The sequence below is a fragment of the Janthinobacterium sp. P210006 genome, from assembly GCF_036231885.1.
GTDB classification, from domain to species: Bacteria; Pseudomonadota; Gammaproteobacteria; order Burkholderiales; family Burkholderiaceae_D; genus Janthinobacterium; species Janthinobacterium violaceinigrum.
Genome location: NZ_JAZARD010000003.1, coordinates 229,428 through 244,688, shown reverse-complemented (window position 1 = coordinate 244,688; position 15,261 = coordinate 229,428). Strand labels below are relative to the sequence as shown.

Genomic DNA, 15,261 nt, shown 5'->3' with positions numbered 1-15,261 from the left:
ATGCGGAAGCCGTTAAAATGGATAACATTAATCCACTAATGGAACAATTAAGTGTAAAGGTCAGTGATGGATATCGATCCCGGAGATTTGCTGTTGTTCGCGCGCGTCGTCGAATGCGGCAGTTTCAGCCGTGCTGCCCAGCGCGTGGACTTGCCCAAGTCCACATTGTCGCGCCGCATCTCGCTGCTGGAAGCGAAATTGGGCGAACGGCTGCTGCTGCGTACCACGCGCAAGCTGGCGCTGACGGAGTTTGGCGCCAGCCTGCTCGAGCATGCGCGCAAGGTGGTCGAGGAAACGGAGGCGGCCGGCGCGCTGGCCCAGCACCGCCAGGCGGGGCCCAGCGGCTTGCTGCGCATTTCCATGCCGGCCGATTTCGGCGATGCGCTGATGCGCCAGGTGCTGGCCGAGTTCGTGCGCCGCTATCCGGCCATCTCGCTGGAACTGGACTTGTCGGCGCGCCGCGTGGATTTGCTGGAAGAGAACTTCGACCTGGCCATCCGCATGGGCAACCTGCCCGACGACGCCAGCCTGGCCGCGCGCCGCGTGGCCTTCAGCACCCTGGCCCTGTATGCCTCGCCGCAATACACGAGCGTGCACGGCTTGCCCGAGCATCCCGACGATCTGTATGGTCACGATTTGCTCAGTTTGCCACGGTCCGTGCATGGCCTCGTGCACTGGACTTTGATCCGCGGCAAGACAACGTGGGAACGGGACTTGCCCGTGCGCCTGCTGGCGAACTCGCCGGAATTGCTGGTGCGCATGGCGTGCACGGGCGTGGGCATCGCGGCCAGCACGGACCGCTTTGCCAAGGCCTATGTAGCGACGGGGGAACTGGTGCGCGTGCTGCCGGAATGGAGCTTTCCGCTGGTCACGGGCTGGGCCGTGTTTCCCGGCCGGCGCCTGATGCCGGCCAAGACGCGCGCGTTTCTGGACTTGATGGAAGAGATGTACCGCACCGACGCGCCCGTATAGGCGCGCGTCGTGCTGTCTTACTTGGGCAGGTTGCCCATGACTTCGCCCAGTTGCACGGGGCCGGCCGGTTGCCAGTTGGCATTGAATGCCACGGTGTCCTTCGGGAACAGCATGACGACGGTGGAACCCAGCAGGAAGCGGCCCAGCTCTTCGCCTTGCTTGAGCACCACGTTGTCGTTGACGTAGCTCCAGTCGCGCACCTGGCCCGTGCGGGGCGGGTTGACGACGCCGTGCCAGACGGTGGCCATGCTGCCGACGATGGTGGCGCCCACCAGGGTCATGACGAAGGGGCCGTTGGCCGTGTCGAACACGCAGACGACGCGCTCGTTGCGGGCGAACAGGCCGGGAATGCCGCGCGCCGTGGTCGGGTTGACGGAAAACAGTTCACCGGGAACATAAATCATGCGCGTCAAGCGGCCATCGCAGGGCATGTGGATACGGTGGTAGTCGCGCGGGCTCAGGTACAGATTGGCGAAGCTGCCGTGTTCGAACTGGGCCGCCAGGGCCGCATCGCCGCCCACCAGGGCCGTGGTGCTGAAATGGTGGCCCTTGGCCTGGAAGATCTGGTCCTTGTCGATCGTGCCGAACTGGCTGATGCGGCCGTCGACGGGGCACACGTAGTCGGCCTTGGCCAGCGGACGGGCATCGGGGCGCAGCGCGCGCGTGAAAAAGTCGTTGAAGCTCGCGTAGTGCGTGATGTCCGGGTCCAGCGCCTCATCCATGTTGACGTTGTAGCGGCTGACGAACCAGCGGATCAACCGTGTGGTCATGGCGCCGCCCTTGGCACCGGCGATCCGGCCGGCAAAGTTGGTCAACGCTCCCTTGGGCAGCAGATATTGAGGCAAAACGGCAAGACGGTCAGACACGATGGGAAGCCTTTGACGGGGTGATGGGAATAATGATGAAAACGCATTATAGCGGCGATGTGGCGCGCAATGATATGCGCCGTATGCAAGGGTGCGTATCGCAGTCTGCCACCGAATTTAATTTGCCATAGGAAATATTTTCAGGAAACTGTGCCAGTCGGAAAAAATTGCAGCACAATACGGCGGCCTGTTTTTTAGCTTTTAGCCATTTTTATTCAGCCAACTTTTTTTCAGCCAGGTCATGATGCCACGCCGTTGCCTACGCCTTACCGTACTTTGTTCCGCTGTGTTACTTGCCTGGAATGCCCAGGCCCAGCAATCCGAAACGCCCGCCGAGACGGATGCTGCCGCTGTTGCCCCTTCTGCGCCGCTGAAGGCCGAAAAGGCCGCCGCGCCTGCCATGCAAAAGGTCGAAGTCAAGGGCAGCGGCTACGATCCGCGCCGCGACGATACGGCCAGCAAGATGATCGTGAGCAGCGAGGAAATCCTCAAGTATGGCGACAGCAATGTCACCGACGTGCTCAAGCGCCTGCCCGGCATTACCGTGTCCGGCGCGGCCGGACGCTCGGGCGGCGAAATCCGCATGCGGGGCCTGGGCAGCGGCTACACGCAGATATTGCTCAACGGCGAACGGGCGCCGGCCGGTTTTTCGCTCGACACCCTGTCGCCCGACGTGATCGAGCGCATCGAGATCTTGCACGCGGCCAGCGCCGAGTACAGCACGCAGTCGATCGCCGGCACCATCAACGTGGTGCTGAAAAAAGCCGTGAAAACGGCGCAGCGCGAGCTCAAGCTGGGCGTGCAGGGTAGCGACGTGAGCTTTTCGCCCAGCGTCAACGTGCAATTGTCCGACCGCGACGGCAATTTCTCGTATTCGCTGGCCGGCTCGCTGTTCCGCTACGACTACCATTACGACAATCCCGGACTGGAACTGGGCTACGCGCCCGACGGCCGGCAAAACCTGCTGCGCCGTACCAGCGGCACGGGCGATGGCCGTCCGGAAGGCATCAACCTGTCGCCGCGCCTGAACTGGGTGCTGGCCGGCGGCGACAGCCTGACGGCGCAATTCTTCTTCAACGGGGGCCGCTCGAACCACCGCAATTTCAGCCGCGCCGAGACGGCGCTGGGCTTGCGCCCCGATTACGACACCAATACGGGCAGCTCCAGCAACCACAATGCCTTCGGCCGCAGCGACCTGACGTGGGTGCACAAGCTGGACGGCGGCGCCAAGCTGGAACTGAAAATTGGCGGCTCGGCCGCCCGCAATACCTCCGACAGCCTGCAGCAGGGCTTTATCGATGGCAGCGGCCTGGCGCTCGAACGCAAGGTGGGCGTGAAGGCGACGGAAAACGGTGTCAGCTCGACCGGCAAGTATTCCACGCCCTTGCTGCCCGGCCATGCCTTGTCCATGGGCTGGGATGGCGCCTACACGGAGCGCGAGGAAGCGCGCCGGCAGCGCGAAGCGGCCCAGGACGCGTCGGGCGCGCGCCCGCCCGTCAACAGCGATGAAGGCTTCGACGCCACCATCAAGCGCCTGGCCCTGTACGTGCAGGATGAATGGGAGCTCACGCCGCGCTGGTCCATGTATGCGGGCGTGCGCTGGGAAGGCATCGATACGCGCAGCGCGGGCGACACCTATGACGAAGTAAATCAGCGCACCAGCGTGTGGAGCCCGCTGCTGCAAACCCTGTGGAAGTTGCCCGATACCAAGGGCGACCAGGTGCGCCTGGCCTTGACGCGCACCTACAAGGCGCAGCCCACGTCCAGCCTGATTCCGCGCCGCAATACCTCGACCAACAATAGCCAGACGGACCCTGACCGCGAAGGCAATCCATATCTGAAACCGGAGCTGGCGCTGGGCATCGACGCTTCGTACGAACACTATTGGGCCGAAGGCGCCTTGCTCAGCGCGCGCGCGTCGGCCCGCCGCATCGATGGCTACACGCGCCAGGGCTTGCTGTTCATCAATGAGCGCTGGGTGTCCACGCCCGTCAACGATGGCCGCGCGAATACGCAGACACTGGAACTGGAAGCAAAGTTCCCGCTGCGCGCCGTGCTGGCCGCACCCGTGCCCGCCATCGACTTGCGCGCCAGCGTCAGCCGCAACTGGTCGCAGGTGGAGCAGGTGCCGGGGCCGGATAATAGGCTCGACCAGCAAACGCCCGTCAGCGGCAACTTCGGCCTCGACTACAAGACGCCCGATGGCATGCTCACCACGGGCGGCAGCTTCAATTTCCGCAATGGCGGCCCCGTGCGCATCACCGAACGCCAGAGCGCCTACACGTCGCCGCGGCGCGACCTCGATATCTACGCGCTGTGGAAATTCGATGCGAAAAACCAGCTGCGCCTGGCCGTGTCCAACCTGCTGGCGCAGGACTTCGAAAGCACCACTACGTATGCGGACGCCAGCGGCACGATCATCCGCAACAGCATTTCGCCCAGCTCGCCCCAGGCGCGCGCCACCCTGGAAATGAAGTTCTGACGGCGCTGCCTGCTTGCGGCGTACTTGCCGCTTGCTTGGCACTCTCGTGCTGAAAACCCCGGCCGGCATCCCCGCTGGCCTATAATCTCGGCAATCGCGCGCACGGCCCGTCCGTGCGCGCCACCTTTTACTTTGCCAAGATTGCTTTCCCCATGACGTTTTCCTCCCTCGGCCTGATCGATCCCCTGGTCCGCAAACTTGAAGAGCTCGGCTATGCCAAGCCCACGCCCGTGCAGGCGCAAGCGATTCCTGCCGTGCTGGCCGGGCGCGACCTGATGGCTGCCGCCCAGACGGGCACGGGCAAGACGGCCGGCTTTGCCGTGCCGCTGCTGCAGCGCCTGACCCTGGAAGGCGTGGTGGCGCCCCAGTGCGTGCGCGTGCTGGTGCTGGTGCCCACGCGCGAACTGGCCGAGCAAGTCTATGCCAGTTTCCGCAGCTATGGCGGCAACTTGCCGCTGCGCAGCTTTGTCGCCTATGGCGGCGTGCCCATCGAGCCGCAGATCAGCAAATTGCGCAAGGGCCTCGACGTGCTGGTGGCCACGCCGGGCCGCTTGCTGGACTTGCAGACGCAGGGCGCCGTCAAGTTCGAGCAGGTGCAGACCCTGGTGCTGGATGAGGCGGACCGCATGCTGGACCTGGGCTTCGAGCGCGAACTCGATCTGCTGCTGATGACCATGCCCAAGCAGCGCCAGACCCTGCTGTTCTCGGCCACCTTTTCGGACGCCATCCGCGCCATGGCCAAGACCATGCTGAAGGATCCCGTCTCGGTGGAAGTGAGCGCGCGCAACAGCACGGTCAAGGCCGTGAAACAGTCGGTGATCGTGTGCGACAAGAAACGCAAGCCGGAACTGTTCCTGCACCTGATGAAGAAAAAGCGCTGGGGCCAGATCCTGGTCTTCGTCAAGACGCGCAAGGGCGTCGAGCAATTGGTTAATACCTTGCTGGAGCAGGGCGTGCGCGCCGATTCGATTCACGGCGACAAGACCCAGCCGAACCGGCTGCGCGCGCTGGCCCGCTTCAAATCTGCCGAGGTGCAGGTGCTGGTGGCAACCGACGTGGCCGCCCGTGGCCTGGACATCGACCAATTGCCCGTCGTCGTCAATTTCGACTTGCCCACCGTGGCGGAAGACTATATCCACCGCATCGGCCGCACGGGCCGCGCGGGCGCCTCGGGCGAAGCGATCTCGCTCGTCTGCGCCGACGAGGTGGAACTGCTGTCGGCCGTGGAAGCGCTGACGCGCCAAACCCTCAAACGCAGCGAAGAGCCCGGTTACGAAGCGGAACACCGCGTGCCGGGCACGTCCGCCGGCGGCGCCATCCAGAAAAAAACCGTCAAGGTGCTGGCGCCGAAAGCGGCCGAGCGAGCCAAGAAGCGCCGCTTCTACAAGTAATCGGGGAAGTTGGCCAGGCAGGGCAAGGCGCGCTGCACGGATATGCCATTCGTGCCATCATCATGCGCCTATGACCTCGATACCTTTGTTCCCGCTCAATACGGTGCTGTATCCCGATGGCTATCTGCCCCTGCAGATCTTCGAGGTACGCTATCTGGACATGATACGCCAGTGCATCATGGGCGAGCAGCCGTTCGGCGTGGTGCAGCTGCTGGACGGCACGGAAGTGCGCAAGCCGGGCCAGCAGGAAACCCTGGCGCCCGTGGGAACCCTGGCGCGTATCATCGACTGGTCCGCGCCCCTGTCTGGCTTGCTGCAAATCAAATGCATGGGCATGCAGCGCTTCCACATCGTCTCCAGCGGACAGCTCAAGCATGGCTTGTGGATGGCGCAGGTTGAAACCTTGCCGGCCGATAAAGCCATTCCCATCCCGCAAGAACAGCAAAACGTGGCCGACGCGCTCGGCGCACTGATACGCACCTTGCAGGAGCAGAAGATTCCCCCCGACCAAATGCCCCTGCAACCCCCATACCGGCTCGACGAGTGCGGCTGGGTGGCGAACCGCTGGTGCGAGCTGCTGTCCCTGACCGCCATGCAAAAACAACTACTGCTGAGCCAGGACAACCCCGTGCTGCGGCTGGAACTGGTGCAGGACATGCTCACGGAAAACGGCTTGCTGGAAGAGTAAAACAGCGGAAGCCGCATGTTTGCACACGGTTCCGTTGTGCAATTGCAATTTCTATTGAGAAATACTTTACGCTTTGCCGCCGCTGGCATAAGATGATGCCCCTGGGCAAGATAGTCCCAGATGACCCTGAGTAACATTCAAGAGCACACGACAATGGCAAAAGTAAGCGCGGAACAGATCAATGCGGCAATGGAAGCGATGGCAGGCGAAGGCCAGGCCATCACGGTGCGCGCCTTGCGCGAACGGTTGGGCAACGGCGCCTGCTTGGGCACCATCAGCAAGCTGCTGCAGCGCCGCAAGGCGGGCGCGCAGCGCCAGATCGCTGCCGCCGCCGAACTGTCGCCCGTGCTGCAGCAAGCCATCCTCGATTATGTAGGACAGGAATTAAGCGCCAGCCACAGCGCGCATGAAGCCGAGATGAACGACAATCAACAGGAATTGATGGACCTGGCCAGCGAGAACGAGCGCCAGCAAGAGTTGCTCGACCTGCAGGCGGGCGAGCTGGAAACCTTGCGCGAGGAACTTGAACGCGAGCGGCAAGTAGCGAACCAGGCACGTACGGACCTGGCCAAGGCGCAGCTGCGCCTGGAAGGCTTGCCGCGCCTGGAAGAGGCGGCCGAACAGGCGCGCATGGACCTGGCCAAGGCGCAGTTCAAGCTCGAAGGCATCCCACGCCTGGAAGAGGCTGCCGAAGCGGCGCGCGCCGAGTTGATCCAGGCCCAGCTGAAGCTGGAAAGCCTGACGCGCGTGGAAACGGAACTGGCGGCCGCGCGCCTGGAACTGGAAGCGGAACGCGAAGAGCTGGGCGAAACGCGCGCCGAGCTGGACGAAGAGCGTACCTTGCGCATCAAGGCGCAGCAGTTCATCGTCGATCCCATCTTCAAAACGCCTGTCTGAGGACGCCCGAGCAAACCTGTTGCGCGTCGCGCTTTGCGGCCTGAGATGCTCACCGGCTCGGCGTAAAGTACGGTTGCGCTGCTTGGCCACAACTCGCTGCCGCTCCCCAGGTTTTCTCCGGCGCCGATGCGTCGCGGGGTGTCATGGTTTCATGAGGTCCTGTGTTAAACGGCGCACGGAATCGCGATGCGGGGCGCAGCAGAATACCTGCTGGACCTGAAGCGAAAGGGGCTGGCATGCAGGCCTTGATACTCATCGGTGCTTCCGCCGGCGGCGTGGAAGCGCTGTCCTCCATCTTTGCCGCCTTGCCTGCCAGTCTGCCGGCACCCGTGCTGGTGGTTGCGCATGTGGGGGCGCGCAAGAGCCTGCTGCCCGACATTCTCGGCAAGACTGCCGCCTTGCCCGTGCGCTTTGCCGAAGAGCGCGAACCCGTGCATGCCGGGCGCATCCTGCTGGCGCCGCCGGACCGGCACATGCTCGTTGCCAACCTGGCCGGCCGGGCGATGGTCGAACTGACCCGTGGTCCCAAGGAAAACCATACGCGTCCCGCCATCGATCCCCTGTTCCGCAGTGCCGCCGCCGCTTTCGGACCGAAAGTGGTGGGCGTGATCCTCAGCGGCTACCTCGACGATGGCACGGCGGGCTTGCAGGCCATCAAGGCTTGCGGCGGCAAGGCGCTGGTGCAGGAACCGCAGGACGCGGCGGCGCCGTCGATGCCGCAAAGCGCGATCGACCATGTCGAGGTGGACTGGCGCCTGCCAGCCGCCGAGATCGGCCCAGCCCTGTTGGCGCTGGCCAGCGGCAAGCCGGCGGCGCCCAAGGCAACACAGCCCTTGCAGCCCGCGCCCCCGTGGATCGCCGTGGAAAACCGTTTTGCCCGGGGAGTGGGGAACATGGAACAACTGGAAAAAATCGCCGCGCCATCCACTTTCACCTGTCCTGAATGCCAGGGCACCTTGTGGGAATTGCACGGCCAGCAGCCGCAGCGTTTCCGCTGCCACACGGGCCACAGTTTCACGGCGCACGTGCTCGGCGAGTTACAGCATGACAAGGCGGAAGACGCCATCTGGGCCGCCGTCAGGGCCTTGCAGGAAAAGGAAAAGCTGTACCTGAACCTGGCCGCCAAGGCCCAGGCCTGGCTGCATCCGGGCACGGCCGGCGAATACGCGGAGAAGGCGCGTCAGGCGGGAGAGCAGGCCGAGGTGCTGAAACGGGCCTTGCTGGCTTAAAATGGCGCATTGCCGCGCCATGCCGCGCGGCGTCCGATCGCAAAGAAGGTTTATGTCTGTAGAAAAGAAAGTGCCGCACCAGCGTGCGGCCAGCCCCATCGTGTCCCGCGCGCTGCCGCCCAGGCCGCCAGCCGAATTCAGTTCGCCCGAAGCGGCCCTGGCGCGCAAGCTGGCGCGCGAACACAAGGATGCACAGGTGCGCGGCGTCACGTCCATCGACGCCATGCGCGTAGCCATCAGGCAGGCAGCGCGCGGCTTGCCGGCCATCAGCGCCGTGCCGCGCCTGGGCATGCTGGACGCCGCCGCCTTTCGCGCGCGCGCCGCGCAAGGCTTGCCCTTCCTGATGCGGGGGCTGGTGCAGCGCTGGCCCCTGTCTGCGCTGGGGCCCGAGGTCTTGCGTGAACAGTTCAGCCACGTGCCCGTGCGCGCGCGGGTGGGCGACTACATCAACACGGCATTTGCGCCGGACCGCGCCATGCAGGACATGTCGATGGGGCAATACCTGGACCTGGTGGAAGAGGGGAGCCATGCATTGCCGCCCTATCTGGGCAACCTGGAATTGCGCGAATTGAACCGCCTGTGCCACTGGCCCACCTACTTCGACAAGATGGGGCCGCCGCGTTTCTGGGTGGGGCCGGCCGGCACGGTCACGCCTTTGCATTGCGATTACGACGACAATATCTTTGCGCAAGTGTGGGGCCGCAAGCGCATCATCCTGTCGCCGCCGCACCACGACGCCTTCCTGTATCCCAGCGAGGCGAACGCCATCCTGTTCGGCTCGCCCTTCGACCCGGAAGCGCCCGATTTCGAGCGTTTCCCGCTGGCGCGCCAGGCCAGCATGATCGAATGCATCGTCGAGCCGGGCGACATGCTGTACGTGCCTGCCGGCTGGTATCACCAGGTGCGCGCGTTGACGTTCTCGCTGTCCTCGAACCGCTGGGCCAGGGCCGTGCCGTTTGCCCTGCATGGCGATGCGGCGCTGCGGCGCGCGGCCGATTGAAGCATCATTCTTGAATCACTACTGGAGCAGCATATCGATACCCTCGCCCGCGCCCTGATACTCGCCACCACCTACATCGAAGGCCAGGAGGAAAGTGATCCCGATACCGACATTGCCGCATTGGAATCGATCGCCGCCGAATTGCGGCATGCCAGTGTGGAAGAGCAAGCCAGTCTGGTACGGGCCGCCCACGCGCTGGGCTTTCCCGACTGGCCAGAAGAGATGGGGCTGGGCTGAAGGCCAGGGTGTCGGTCTGATGTTGCGCAATCGCCCTATGGCTGCAGGGCCTCGGCCGCGCCGCGTGCCTTTTTCGGCCGCCACTCGCTGAGGATGCCCGCGCCAATGATCAGGACCGCGCCCACGATGGCCAGTGCCGGCAGGCGCTCGCCGGCGATGCGTCCGATGACGCCTGCCCACACGGGTTCGCCCGCGTAGATCAAGGTGGCCTTCGTCGCGGAAATGCGCTTTTGCGCCCAGTTCATCACATATTGAATCAGCGCGCTGGCGCAGCCCAGCGCCAGCACGCTGAGGATGAAGGTCCGGCTGAGGGCCGGCGGCGCTTCGCCCATCACGGGCATCAGCAGCACGGCGATCAGCGATGCCGTGGCCAGCTGCACGATGGTCACGCGCAGGATGTTCAGCTGCGGCGAGACGCGGCTGATCAGGATGATTTCCAGGGCGATGGCGATGGCGCCCACGGCCGTGATCAGCTCGCCGGTGCCAAATGCCATGCTCAAGCCATCCGTGCCCGTCAACAGTACCAATCCCACGAAAGCCAGCGCCACGGCCGCCCATACGGCAGGGCGGGGCCGCTGCTTGAACACCAGCCATTGCACCAGCGGCACGATGGGCACATAGAAGGCCGTGATGAAGGCCGACTTGCTGCTGGTGATATGCATCAAGCCATAGGTTTGCAGCGCGTAGCCGCCAAAGATGCTCACGCCGATGGCCATGCCCGTGAATAACTCGGCCTTGCTCAGCTTGAGTAGCTGGCGCCGGCAGATCAGGGCGCCGATGCTGGCGGCCACGGCAAAGCGGGCCGCCACGAAGGCCAGCGGACCGCTGACCGTCACGGCATGTTGCACGACAAGAAAAGTGCCGCCCCAGATGAAGGTGATGGCGATCAGGGCCAGTTCGGGCAGGCCGAGGGCGGGCGGGGGACTTGCGTGTGTTTTCATGGGGGGCTATGCTATGAGCAAAATATTTCCCATCATAATAGGAGCAATATATTGCGCAGTCAAGCCGAGGCCGGTGGCGTGCTGGAACACCTGGCCAAAAATCTGCGGCGCTTGCGCCTGGCCGCCGGTATCAGCCAGGACGAGCTGGCCCGCAAGTCGGGCCTGAGCCGGCGCATGGTCAATGGCGTGGAAGCGGGCGGCACCAACATCAGCCTGGCCAACCTCGACCATGTGGCCGCCGCCTTGAACGTGGCCTTTGTCGACCTGGTGCAGCCGCCGCGGCAGCCGCATGACAGCTTGCGCGTGCTGATGTGGCAAAGCGAGTCGCAGGCCAGCCAGGCCGTGCTGCTCGGTGCCGCGCCCGCCAGCCGGCAGGTGGAACTGTGGTCGTGGACCCTGGCGCCGGGCGAACGCTACGATGCGCAAGCGGACCCGGCCGGCTTCAGCGAAATGCTCTATGTGCTGGAAGGCGAGTTGCAGCTGGAGTTGGCGGCCGAAACGAAACGGCTGGCCACGGGCGATTTTTTCGTGTTCAGCAGCGCGCAAGCGTACAGCTATGTCAACGCTGGTCCATCCACCTTGCGCTTTACCCGCAACGTGGCCAGCTGAGGGGGACTACGCCAGGCCGCAGCCGATGAGCAGCAGCATCGGCCGTTCGCGTTCTTCCGCCAGCGCCGGCTGCAGGGCGACCTGTTCATCGCTGGGACCCCATTCCTCCACGTGCTCCAGCTGGAAACCCGCTTGCAGCAGTGCATTGATGGTCGTGCCCATGGTGCGGTGCTGCTTGATCACGCCGGGCGCCAGCCAGTCCGATACGCGGGGGCCTTGCTGCTGGTAACTGTCGACGGGCCAGCGCTTGCGGCCTTGCGCATCCGTCAGCCAGCCGGGCTGGCGCGGTGCCATGAAGATCGGGTGCTCGATGGAAAACACCAGCTTGCCGTCCCGTTTCAAGCCATGACGGATGGCGGCCAGCAAGGCCGCGAAATTGTCGATGTAGTGGAATGCCAGCGAGCTGTAGACGAGGTCGTAGGCCGCTGGCACCACGGCAAGCTGTTCCAGGTCCATCCTGGCATAGCTGACGGCCGGGTGTTCGCCCATGCCGCGCGCCTGCGCCAGCATCTTTTCCGACACGTCCACGCCCAGCACCCGGGACGCACCCGCTTCCGCAGCCCAGCGGCAGAACCAGCCATAGCCGCAGCCCAGGTCCAGCACGTTCTTGCCGTGTAGCGCAGGCAGCAAGGCGCGCAAGGCCGGCCATTCGGGTGCGCTGCCGAGCCCGCCCACGGAGCGGGGCAGCTGGCTGTAGGCCGTGAAGAAGGCGTCGTTGTCGTAGATATTCTGGGTCATGGCTCTAGTTCCTTGTGGGGCGTGCGCTTGGTGTGGCCACTGCGCTGCGCCCGGTAAATGCCCGCGTGGCCGGAAAACAAATAGGCCACCACGCAGGCGATGGCCGCATACACGCCGATCTCGGCGCCGAACAGTTCCATGGCCATCAGGGTCGAGGCGATGGGCGTGTTGGCCGCGCCCGCAAATACGGCAACGAAGCCGATGGCGGCCAGCAGGACAGCGGGCTGGTGCAGCAGCGGTCCCAGCGCATTGCCCAGGGTCGCGCCGATGAAGAACAATGGCGTCACTTCGCCGCCCTTGAAACCGGTGCCCAGCGAGACGATGGTAAACGCCATCTTGCCCAGGAAATCCCAGGCGGGCAGCGGCTCCTTCAGGGCATCGACGATGGTGGGGATGCCCAGGCCGATGTAGCGATTCGTGCCCAGCAGCCACACGGCGAGGGCGACGACGAGGCCGCCCGCCAGCGGACGCAGGGGAGGGTAGGCGATCCAGCGCTTCATCAGTCCGCTCAAGCCGTGCGTGGCTTGCGCAAACAGTTTACCCGTCACGCCGAACAGCACGCCGGCGATCACCATGGCGCCCAGGGTCCAGGCGGAAATGGCGGAAATGGCGGGAATGCCGGGTACGGCGTAATGCACATGCTGCACGCCCCACAGCAAGCCCACCTGGTCGGCGATGACGGCAGCAGCCAGGCAGGGCAGCATGGCTTCGTAGCGCAGGCGGCCGATGGCCAGCACTTCCAGGCCGAAAATGGCGCCCGCCAGCGGCGTGCCGAAAACGGAAGCGAAGCCGGCGCTGATGCCGGCCATCAGGATGATGCGGCGGTCTTCATTGTCCAGGCGGAATAGTTTGGTCAGCTGGTCCGCCAGCGCGCCGCCCATCTGCACGGCCGTGCCTTCGCGCCCGACGGAGGCGCCGAACAGGTGCGAGACGACGGTGGCGCCCAGCACCAGCGGCGCCATGCGCAGGGGGATGGTTTTTTTCGGATCGTGGATTTCATCGATCAGCAGGTTCGCGCCCCCTTCCACGCTATTGCCGTAGCGTAAATACAGCCAGCCGACGGCAAAGCCCGCCACGGGCAGCAGCCAGATCAGCCAGGCATGCGCCAGGCGGGTCGTGGTTGCCCAGTCGAGGGCGAACAGGAAGCCGGCCGAGGCCGTGCCGGCCAGGACGGCCACGGCAAAGGCGAGCAGCAGCCATTTCAGCAGATGCAGCAATAGATCGGTGAGGGCGGTGAGGCGGGTCATCATGCGTGTCCAGTCGTCTGGTGTGGGCCGAACCTGGACAGGTGGCGGAAGCTGCATTGGCGCCGGGCGCATGCCTGCAACTTTCCGGCTATCCAGGAAAGTGTGCAGGCATCATCAGCCCGAGGGCGGTTCACGCAGAGTTGCGTGGGAGGAATGCCATCTCCGGTGGAAATTCTAGCACTGCCGGGTGATGGACACTATTGAATTTTAACAACAGCCTTTTATAAGCCCAGTTCGGCTACCAGCGCCTGGCCGATGGCCCGCTGTTCGGCCAGGATGGCGCGCAGGTGGTGGGGGCGCGTCTTGACATTGGTCATGACCACGCGCAGCACGTTGGTGGGGCCAGGGTAGCGCGTCGATTCGAGCACCGTGCGCGACACAAAGCTGTGGCCCTGCGCCTTTTGCCGGTTTTGCAGCTTGGCGTTGAGCGTGTTCAGCTGCTTGTTCAGCTCCGTTGCCACGTCCAGCTGGCCGCCAGCCAGCAAGGCCTCCATGCGCTGGCGCAAATGCGCAGGCACGTAGCGGTAGGTGAGGATGAAGGTGTCCGAGCGCGTGAGCAGTTCGAAATCCTGCTGGTCTGCCAGCAAGTCCTGCAACTGGCCGGACAGGGTGGCCGCCTGTTGCAGCAAGGTGGTGTAGCCGGACACGCCCAGCACCTTGAACGAGGTCCACAGTTTCAGGGCGTCGAAGCGGCGCGAGCCTTCCAGCGAGGTCTGGCCCAGGTCGCCCGAGTTGTCGCGCAAGATGTAGTTGGCGTTGTGTTTCAGCAGGTTCAGGCTGGCGCTGTCCTTGAACAGCACCATGCTTTGCGCCATCGGTACCCACAGCAGTTTATGCCCGTCGATGACGACGGAGTCGGCCAGGGCAATGCCGTCGTACAGCGCGCGGTACTGTTCCGCGATCAGCAGGGCGCCGCCCCAGGCCGCATCCACATGGAACCAGATGCCTTCGCGAGCCGCAATGGCCGCCATGGCGGCCAGCGGGTCGATGGCGCCCGTTTCCGTCGTGCCGGCAATGCCGATCATGGCGACGACCTTGATATTGCGCGATTTCAAGTCGGCAATCGTGGCTTCCAGCGCGGCGACGTCGATGCGGTTGTCGCGGTCGACGGCCACCAGGTGCAGGGCGTTTTCACCGAGGCCCAGGGTCGCCAGCGCCTTTTTCACGGAATAATGGCTGCGGGCCGAGCCGATCACGGCCAGTCCCGCGTGGCCGGCATCCTGCATGGCGGCAAACAGGCCCCGCTTGCGCGTGCCGGGCAATTGGCTTTCCAGCGCCACGGCCAGGGCCGTCAAATTGCCCATGGTGCCGCCATTGACGACATTGCCCAGCGCGCCGCTGGTGGCGGCCATCGCCTGCGTGTAGACGCTGTCGGCCTGCTGGTAGACCTGGCGGTGCAGCCAGCCCAGGATCTGCTTTTCGATCAGGGTCGACACATAGGCCGTCTCGATCTTGACCTGGTTCTGGTTCAGGGTGGCCGTAAACGCTTCGGCCAGCACGCTGATCCAGGGCAGGGCCTGCGTCATGTGGCCAATGTATTGGGGATGGTTCAGCTGGGCCGTATTGGCCAGCACGGTGGTGTCGAGCTCCTGCAGGAAATCCGCCACGGGCATGCCGTGCGCGGGCAGGCTGGTGTCGGCCAGTTGCGTCAGCAGTTCCGCATACGGCGTGTGCGGATACGGCTCGGCGCGCTCGGCAGCCAGCCAGCCGCCCAGCATGCGCAGCGCCTGCTGCAGGGGCGCGGGCGCCTGTTGCAGCGCATCGATGGAAAAATGCTGCTGCAGCAGCTGTTCGATAGCGGAGTCGGTCATTAGCTACGTTTCAATATATGGTGACCCTAAGTCAAGTGCCGGGGGCGGACCCTAAGGGTTCGACCCCGGACTTTGCTGTTGGGTTAGGCAAAAAAATAGCCCTGGCGGAGACGGGATTCTACCCGACTCCGGCAGGGCGCATCAGTTTGCTAT

The 15,261-nt window shown here is 64.4% G+C and carries 13 protein-coding genes and 1 riboswitch; of the genes, 8 read left to right on the top strand and 5 right to left on the bottom strand.

The genetic code is table 11. From position 1 onward, the window contains the following. The first annotated feature begins 66 nt into the window (after positions 1–66). Positions 67–972, top strand: coding sequence for a LysR family transcriptional regulator (locus tag VPH41_RS15070; RefSeq protein WP_152283226.1), 906 nt, complete (start codon positions 67–69; stop codon positions 970–972). 17 nt (positions 973–989) lie between these two features. Here the strand turns inward: VPH41_RS15070 and asd are convergent, their stop codons facing one another. Then, positions 990–1,838 (bottom strand): archaetidylserine decarboxylase, encoded by an 849-nt coding sequence (gene asd / locus VPH41_RS15065; RefSeq protein ID WP_328570645.1) that lies wholly within the window; start codon positions 1,836–1,838, stop codon positions 990–992. Between the two features lie 400 nt (positions 1,839–2,238). On the opposite strand from asd, the gene VPH41_RS15060 reads away from it, so the two are divergent. The 6 genes from VPH41_RS15060 (at position 2,239) to VPH41_RS15035 (ending at position 9,525) form a co-directional block, all read left to right on the top strand. After that, on the top strand, positions 2,239–4,320 hold the full coding sequence (locus VPH41_RS15060; RefSeq protein WP_328570644.1) for a TonB-dependent receptor plug domain-containing protein: 2,082 nt from the start codon (positions 2,239–2,241) through the stop codon (positions 4,318–4,320). Between the two features lie 152 nt (positions 4,321–4,472). Next, positions 4,473–5,711, top strand: coding sequence for a DEAD/DEAH box helicase (locus VPH41_RS15055; protein WP_328570643.1), 1,239 nt, complete (start codon positions 4,473–4,475; stop codon positions 5,709–5,711). A gap of 70 nt (positions 5,712–5,781) precedes the next feature. Next, entirely contained in the window at positions 5,782–6,399 is a 618-nt protein-coding gene (locus VPH41_RS15050) for an LON peptidase substrate-binding domain-containing protein (RefSeq protein ID WP_152283229.1), read from the top strand. Positions 6,400–6,552: 153 nt separating this feature from the next. Next, positions 6,553–7,296: a DNA-binding protein gene (locus VPH41_RS15045; protein WP_046684938.1), complete on the top strand. Its 744-nt coding sequence runs from the start codon at positions 6,553–6,555 to the stop codon at positions 7,294–7,296. Positions 7,297–7,532: 236 nt separating this feature from the next. Next, positions 7,533–8,525: a chemotaxis protein CheB gene (locus VPH41_RS15040; protein WP_328570642.1), complete on the top strand. Its 993-nt coding sequence runs from the start codon at positions 7,533–7,535 to the stop codon at positions 8,523–8,525. A 52-nt stretch (positions 8,526–8,577) separates the two neighbouring features. Further along, positions 8,578–9,525 (top strand): cupin-like domain-containing protein, encoded by a 948-nt coding sequence (locus VPH41_RS15035; protein ID WP_328570641.1) that lies wholly within the window; start codon positions 8,578–8,580, stop codon positions 9,523–9,525. Between the two features lie 272 nt (positions 9,526–9,797). Here VPH41_RS15035 and VPH41_RS15030 read toward each other — a convergent pair whose 3' ends face one another. Further along, entirely contained in the window at positions 9,798–10,703 is a 906-nt protein-coding gene (locus VPH41_RS15030) for a DMT family transporter (RefSeq protein WP_328570640.1), read from the bottom strand. A gap of 51 nt (positions 10,704–10,754) precedes the next feature. On the opposite strand from VPH41_RS15030, the gene VPH41_RS15025 reads away from it, so the two are divergent. After that, positions 10,755–11,312 carry a helix-turn-helix domain-containing protein gene (locus tag VPH41_RS15025; protein WP_328570639.1) on the top strand — a complete coding sequence of 186 codons (558 nt, stop codon included), beginning with the start codon at positions 10,755–10,757 and terminating at the stop codon, positions 11,310–11,312. Between the two features lie 6 nt (positions 11,313–11,318). Here VPH41_RS15025 and VPH41_RS15020 read toward each other — a convergent pair whose 3' ends face one another. The 3 genes from VPH41_RS15020 to VPH41_RS15010 form a co-directional block, all read right to left on the bottom strand. Then, on the bottom strand, positions 11,319–12,050 hold the full coding sequence (locus VPH41_RS15020) for a class I SAM-dependent methyltransferase (RefSeq protein WP_328570638.1): 732 nt from the start codon (positions 12,048–12,050) through the stop codon (positions 11,319–11,321). Continuing rightward, on the bottom strand, positions 12,047–13,297 hold the full coding sequence (locus tag VPH41_RS15015) for a voltage-gated chloride channel family protein (protein WP_328571226.1): 1,251 nt from the start codon (positions 13,295–13,297) through the stop codon (positions 12,047–12,049). Before VPH41_RS15015 ends, VPH41_RS15020 begins: the two co-directional genes overlap by 4 nt. Positions 13,298–13,395: 98 nt before the next feature. Beyond that, a riboswitch (Fluoride riboswitch) is annotated at positions 13,396–13,470 on the bottom strand. A gap of 48 nt (positions 13,471–13,518) precedes the next feature. Further along, positions 13,519–15,108 carry a pyridoxal-dependent decarboxylase gene (locus VPH41_RS15010; protein WP_328570637.1) on the bottom strand — a complete coding sequence of 530 codons (1,590 nt, stop codon included), beginning with the start codon at positions 15,106–15,108 and terminating at the stop codon, positions 13,519–13,521. Positions 15,109–15,261: the final 153 nt, after the last annotated feature.

Bases quoted from the DNA above. Each gene is read 5' to 3' on its own strand.
- VPH41_RS15070 (WP_152283226.1), top strand. From the start codon at position 67: ATGGATATCGATCCCGGAGATTTGCTGTTGTTCGCGCGCGTCGTCGAA.
- VPH41_RS15060 (WP_328570644.1), top strand. From the start codon at position 2,239: ATGCAAAAGGTCGAAGTCAAGGGCAGCGGCTACGATCCGCGCCGCGAC.
- VPH41_RS15055 (WP_328570643.1), top strand. From the start codon at position 4,473: ATGACGTTTTCCTCCCTCGGCCTGATCGATCCCCTGGTCCGCAAACTT.
- VPH41_RS15050 (WP_152283229.1), top strand. From the start codon at position 5,782: ATGACCTCGATACCTTTGTTCCCGCTCAATACGGTGCTGTATCCCGAT.
- VPH41_RS15045 (WP_046684938.1), top strand. From the start codon at position 6,553: ATGGCAAAAGTAAGCGCGGAACAGATCAATGCGGCAATGGAAGCGATG.
- VPH41_RS15040 (WP_328570642.1), top strand. From the start codon at position 7,533: ATGCAGGCCTTGATACTCATCGGTGCTTCCGCCGGCGGCGTGGAAGCG.
- VPH41_RS15035 (WP_328570641.1), top strand. From the start codon at position 8,578: ATGTCTGTAGAAAAGAAAGTGCCGCACCAGCGTGCGGCCAGCCCCATC.
- VPH41_RS15030 (WP_328570640.1), bottom strand. From the start codon at position 10,703: ATGAAAACACACGCAAGTCCCCCGCCCGCCCTCGGCCTGCCCGAACTG.
- VPH41_RS15020 (WP_328570638.1), bottom strand. From the start codon at position 12,050: ATGACCCAGAATATCTACGACAACGACGCCTTCTTCACGGCCTACAGC.
- VPH41_RS15015 (WP_328571226.1), bottom strand. From the start codon at position 13,297: ATGACCCGCCTCACCGCCCTCACCGATCTATTGCTGCATCTGCTGAAA.
- VPH41_RS15010 (WP_328570637.1), bottom strand. From the start codon at position 15,108: ATGACCGACTCCGCTATCGAACAGCTGCTGCAGCAGCATTTTTCCATC.